General features: G+C 39.6%; 5 protein-coding genes. 2 read left to right on the top strand and 3 right to left on the bottom strand.

Annotated features, from left to right (window positions below):
* Window positions 1–822 precede the first annotated feature (822 nt).
* Window positions 823–1773: an RpoD/SigA family RNA polymerase sigma factor gene (locus CDG79_RS39515; RefSeq protein WP_094346913.1), complete on the bottom strand. Its 951-nt coding sequence runs from the start codon at window positions 1771–1773 to the stop codon at window positions 823–825.
* Window positions 1774–2210: 437 nt separating this feature from the next.
* Between CDG79_RS39515 and CDG79_RS39510 the strand changes: the two genes are divergently transcribed.
* Window positions 2211–2636 carry a GFA family protein gene (locus CDG79_RS39510; protein WP_094346912.1) on the top strand — a complete coding sequence of 142 codons (426 nt, stop codon included), beginning with the start codon at window positions 2211–2213 and terminating at the stop codon, window positions 2634–2636.
* A gap of 114 nt (window positions 2637–2750) precedes the next feature.
* Here the strand turns inward: CDG79_RS39510 and CDG79_RS39505 are convergent, their stop codons facing one another.
* Window positions 2751–3002: a hypothetical protein gene (locus tag CDG79_RS39505; RefSeq protein ID WP_094346915.1), complete on the bottom strand. Its 252-nt coding sequence runs from the start codon at window positions 3000–3002 to the stop codon at window positions 2751–2753.
* A 109-nt stretch (window positions 3003–3111) separates the two neighbouring features.
* Here CDG79_RS39505 and CDG79_RS43215 point away from each other — a divergent pair, with 109 nt between their 5' ends.
* Entirely contained in the window at window positions 3112–3270 is a 159-nt protein-coding gene (locus CDG79_RS43215; RefSeq protein WP_189525308.1) for a hypothetical protein, read from the top strand.
* Here CDG79_RS43215 and CDG79_RS39500 read toward each other — a convergent pair.
* Window positions 3263–3793 carry a sigma-70 family RNA polymerase sigma factor gene (locus CDG79_RS39500; RefSeq protein WP_223278647.1) on the bottom strand — a complete coding sequence of 177 codons (531 nt, stop codon included), beginning with the start codon at window positions 3791–3793 and terminating at the stop codon, window positions 3263–3265. The two genes, CDG79_RS43215 and CDG79_RS39500, sit on opposite strands and share 8 nt — an antisense overlap.
* Between the last annotated feature and the right edge of the window lie 134 nt (window positions 3794–3927).

The raw sequence follows: 3927 nt of genomic DNA, 5'->3' as shown, positions 1-3927 counted from the left end.
ATTGCTGGACAAATGTTTGACAATAACTACGATTTGGCTATGGCAATTATTGATGGCATGGAAGCCAGAAGCGTAAAGGGTGAATATGCCCTTGAGCGTCTTATATTTAATTGTGCCTAGCTACTTAGATGAAAAGTAATAAATTAAATATACCGTAATTACTTTAGGATAACGTTTACTGGCACGCCTGAAAAGTCGAAATTCACAACACACATTATAGTTAATTTGTACAGTGCGTAAATCCTAACTTAGACAAAGAGTACTTAAACTCTCTATGTTCAGGTACTAACCTTATACAAAACTCTTAGAACTGCCAAATAACAGTTTAGTTACTGCACTTGTTTCCAAAAAGTTACTTAATATAGACTATTATTCATACTTAACTCAAGTACAGAAACAGAAGATATAAAAACTTCCAGAACATCTATAACTAGGCTTGAACTGATAGATTCGATAGACTTCCCACAGCTATTTCTGCTGTTATCTATCGTAGAAATTTAATTAAACCTTTCAAAAATATTGATCTTCTTGTTTAATCTGACTTTTCACACTATCTGAAAAAATCAGAGTGTGTGGGGTATAATACCCGGATTTCTCACCACACCTCTCAAAGCCTGCGCTTGTGCAGGGGAGCAGGAGAGAGTTCAATGTGCCTTGTTCTTTCTCCTCTGCCCCAGACCTCTGCTCCATCAAACGCCTGAAGTTTGTGAGAAACACGGGTATAGTAAGACTTTCTGTCTTTCCCTACACCCAAACCTGTAACCCTACCCCAGCCTTTCTTTTTCGCTAATTAGTCCCGAAAATATCATCAATAAGTACTTCTCACGAAACTAAATACTGTTGAATTTCAGTTTTTTGACGACGTAGAGCAGTGATTGCTTGCTGCTGAATTTGGCGAACTCGTTCTCTACTGACATTCAATTTCTCTCCAATTTGAGCTAAAGTTAGTTCTTGATCGTTCTCTAATCCAAAACGCAAAATTAATACTTCACATTGCGTCGGTTTGAGTGATTCTAATAAACTATTTATGTCTTGGCGTAAAAGTTCTTTGGTGATATGTTCGTCTGGAGATATGCCCTCATCTGGTAAAAGTTGACTAAGTTCTGTGTCTTGGTTATCTCCAATCTTTACATCTAGAGAAATTGGCTGCTTTGAACTGCTGAGAAAATCCCTAATCTGGCTTGGTTGTAAGTCTAAAGTTTCAGCAATTTCTACAATACTGGCTGCACGACCCAGTGTCTGAAATAATTCTCGCTGTACTTTCTTGATTTTATTCAGTTGTTCGGTGATATGAATTGGCAAGCGTACAGTACGAGATTTCTCTGCGATCGCCCGTGTGATTGACTGCGTAATCCACCAGTATACGTAGGTGGAAAGCTTATAGCCGCGATTGGGGTCAAATTTTTCCACACCCCGTTGTAAACCTATTGCCCCTTCTTGCAGCAAATCTAAAAATTCCAGATTGCGCTTAGTATATTTTTTGGCAATCGAAACCACCAGACGCAGGTTTGCTGTCACCATTTTTTGTTTGGCTCGTTGCCCAAGATTTTGTATTTGAGCTATTTCTACTTCACTTTTGTCAATATCAACAGCTAATTCGACCATTGTTGGCTTACGAGCTAGTTGTTGGGTGAGTTCATTTTTTCTTTGCTCAATTGCCATGATTTGCTGTACCTGCCTCCCATAAGCAATTTCTTGGTCTGCGGTTAGCATTGGATAACGACCAATCTCTTGCAAATAGATACGAACCATGTCTGGACTCAGGCTGGACATACAACAAAACTTTTTTTGATATTTAGACGAATCTAAAAGTATAAATCAAATCGCTGAATTAATTTTCCTCATTTAAACAGCCAAAAATATTGACCTGAGATTGCAATAGATAAATTCAATTTAGAACGCAATTATTTATAACAGTATCCAGTGAGCGCTTACTATACCTCCATCCCAAAGTTCTACCTGTGGTAGTTTTGTCATTAAACTTAGCTTGTTATTATTTATTAAATTTTGAATTTTGAATTTTGAATTTCATTAAGCGATCAGGGCTAGGGTAAGGGGTGCATGGTAAGGGTTTAAAAGCTTTCCCCCCACCTTGCCCAAAAAATAGCCAAGTCACGAAAGCCAACTACTTGATATTCTTGGCATTTCCAGTATGAAATAGGGGAAAATGTGAGTAATTGGAGCGCCTGCGTGGAATCGGAGCAAATAATATGTCTAACCTAAATATTGCAAAAGGTAGTTGCCTGTGTGGGGCAGTAAGTCTTTCTACAACTACCATGAGTAAAAATGTGGGAGCGTGTCATTGTAGTATCTGCCGCAATTGGGGCGGAGGGCCTCTGTTAGCTGTTGACTGTAAAAGTGATGTCAGCTTGTCTGGTGAAGAAAATATTGGGGTTTATCAATCGTCACAATGGGCAGAACGTGCATTCTGTAAGCAATGTGGGAGCCATCTATTTTATAAATTGAAACAAAATAACCAATATTTCATACCTGTTGGACTATTTCAGAACTATGAAGGTCTTGTTTTCGATCATCAGGTATTCATTGATGAAAAGCCCCAATATTACTGTTTTGCCAATGAAACTAAAAACCTGACAGGGGCCGAGGTCTTTGCACAGTTTGCACCTCCTGAATGACTTCTAAACTTCCAAACAGTAGAGTTACTTTTTACCAGTTTGAGTTAGGTTGGGCGAATGAGCGCACTGCTTCACTCACTTTCGTGCGCTCCCTCAAAACCATGAGACAACAAATCACCCCCCAATACCTTTGCCACTCTTATAGTTCATAGCTCTGGGTTTCCTCTTGCCTATAGGGATTACTTTCGATTGCTTGGGTGCTTGTGGTGGACGGCATGTTTCACAGTAAAGCGGTCGGACACCAAAGGTTTCTCGTTGTGTGGGTTGTTCACACTGCTTACATACGAAGTTAAAAACGCGAGTATGAATTTCCCGCTTGTGCGCTCTAACGGTGTACTCTCTGACTTCAATAGTTTTGCTGGGCATCGGTTCTTTCTTCGGTGTTCTATTTATAAGGATAGTTTCTGGCATCAATATATTCATGCACCATTTGATTTAAACAGTGAGGTTTTTCGCCGCGGATTAAGCAGAGGCCATGCCGCCGGAAAGTGCAAGTACGCGGGAAGCACTCCTGACAGCAATAATTGAAGGCATCTTTAACAACGGTTGCAGTTTGCTCTCAGCCTTTGGAGTAGCGAGTTCGACTTATATAAATGAAACTAGAGTCCAACAACCCTTAGTTAATCCTAATTAAAAAGATAGTCTTTGATCTTGTTTTGATGAGAGCGCAAAACAGAGAGAGCAAGATGTTCAGTTTTGCGAATTGTTTCTCGACTTAGGTTTAGACGTTTCGCAACTTGACTCAAAGTCAACTGCTGATTATCTGACAATCCAAAACGTAGAGTCAATACTTCTCGTTGCCTTGGCTTAAGCAATGCCAGCAACTCGCTCAAGTCCTGGTGTAAAAGCTCAAGAGTAATTTGCTCATCTAGAGAAATGCTATCCATCGGCAAAATATCGACTAGTTCACTTTCACCCTCATCTCCCACTCGCATTTCTAATGAAACTGGAGACTTGGAAACCTGAAGGTAATCTCTTATTTGGCTTGGCAATAGATTCAACGATTCGGCAATTTCTGCTACAACTGGAGTCCGACCCAAAGACTGAGACAGTTGCTGCTGTATTCTCCTGATTTTGTTTAACTTTTCGTTGATATGAATTGGTAAACGAATAGTGCGAGACTTATCTGCTACAGCACGTGTTATTGACTGGGTAATCCACCAATATAGCGGTATGCATTTGAATGAGATACGAACTTGTGTACTATAGGTTTGATTTACTGAATTTAAGAGTTACTTGGAAGACTTGATACTGGTTCTACGTATTCAGTGATGCAATAGCAACAATGAGT

It is taken from the genome of Nostoc sp. 'Peltigera membranacea cyanobiont' 232 (assembly GCF_002245985.1).
GTDB lineage: Bacteria > Cyanobacteriota > Cyanobacteriia > Cyanobacteriales > Nostocaceae > Nostoc.
The sequence above is the reverse complement of the archived record's forward strand: the minus strand, read 5'-3'. Positions and strand labels throughout refer to the sequence as shown.

Excerpts from the sequence above, each read along its gene's own strand:
- CDG79_RS39515 (WP_094346913.1), bottom strand. The coding sequence starts at position 1,773 with ATGTCCAGCCTGAGTCCAGACATGGTTCGTATCTATTTGCAAGAGATT.
- CDG79_RS39510 (WP_094346912.1), top strand. The coding sequence starts at position 2,211 with ATGTCTAACCTAAATATTGCAAAAGGTAGTTGCCTGTGTGGGGCAGTA.
- CDG79_RS39505 (WP_094346915.1), bottom strand. The coding sequence starts at position 3,002 with ATGCCCAGCAAAACTATTGAAGTCAGAGAGTACACCGTTAGAGCGCAC.
- CDG79_RS43215 (WP_189525308.1), top strand. The coding sequence starts at position 3,112 with ATGCCGCCGGAAAGTGCAAGTACGCGGGAAGCACTCCTGACAGCAATA.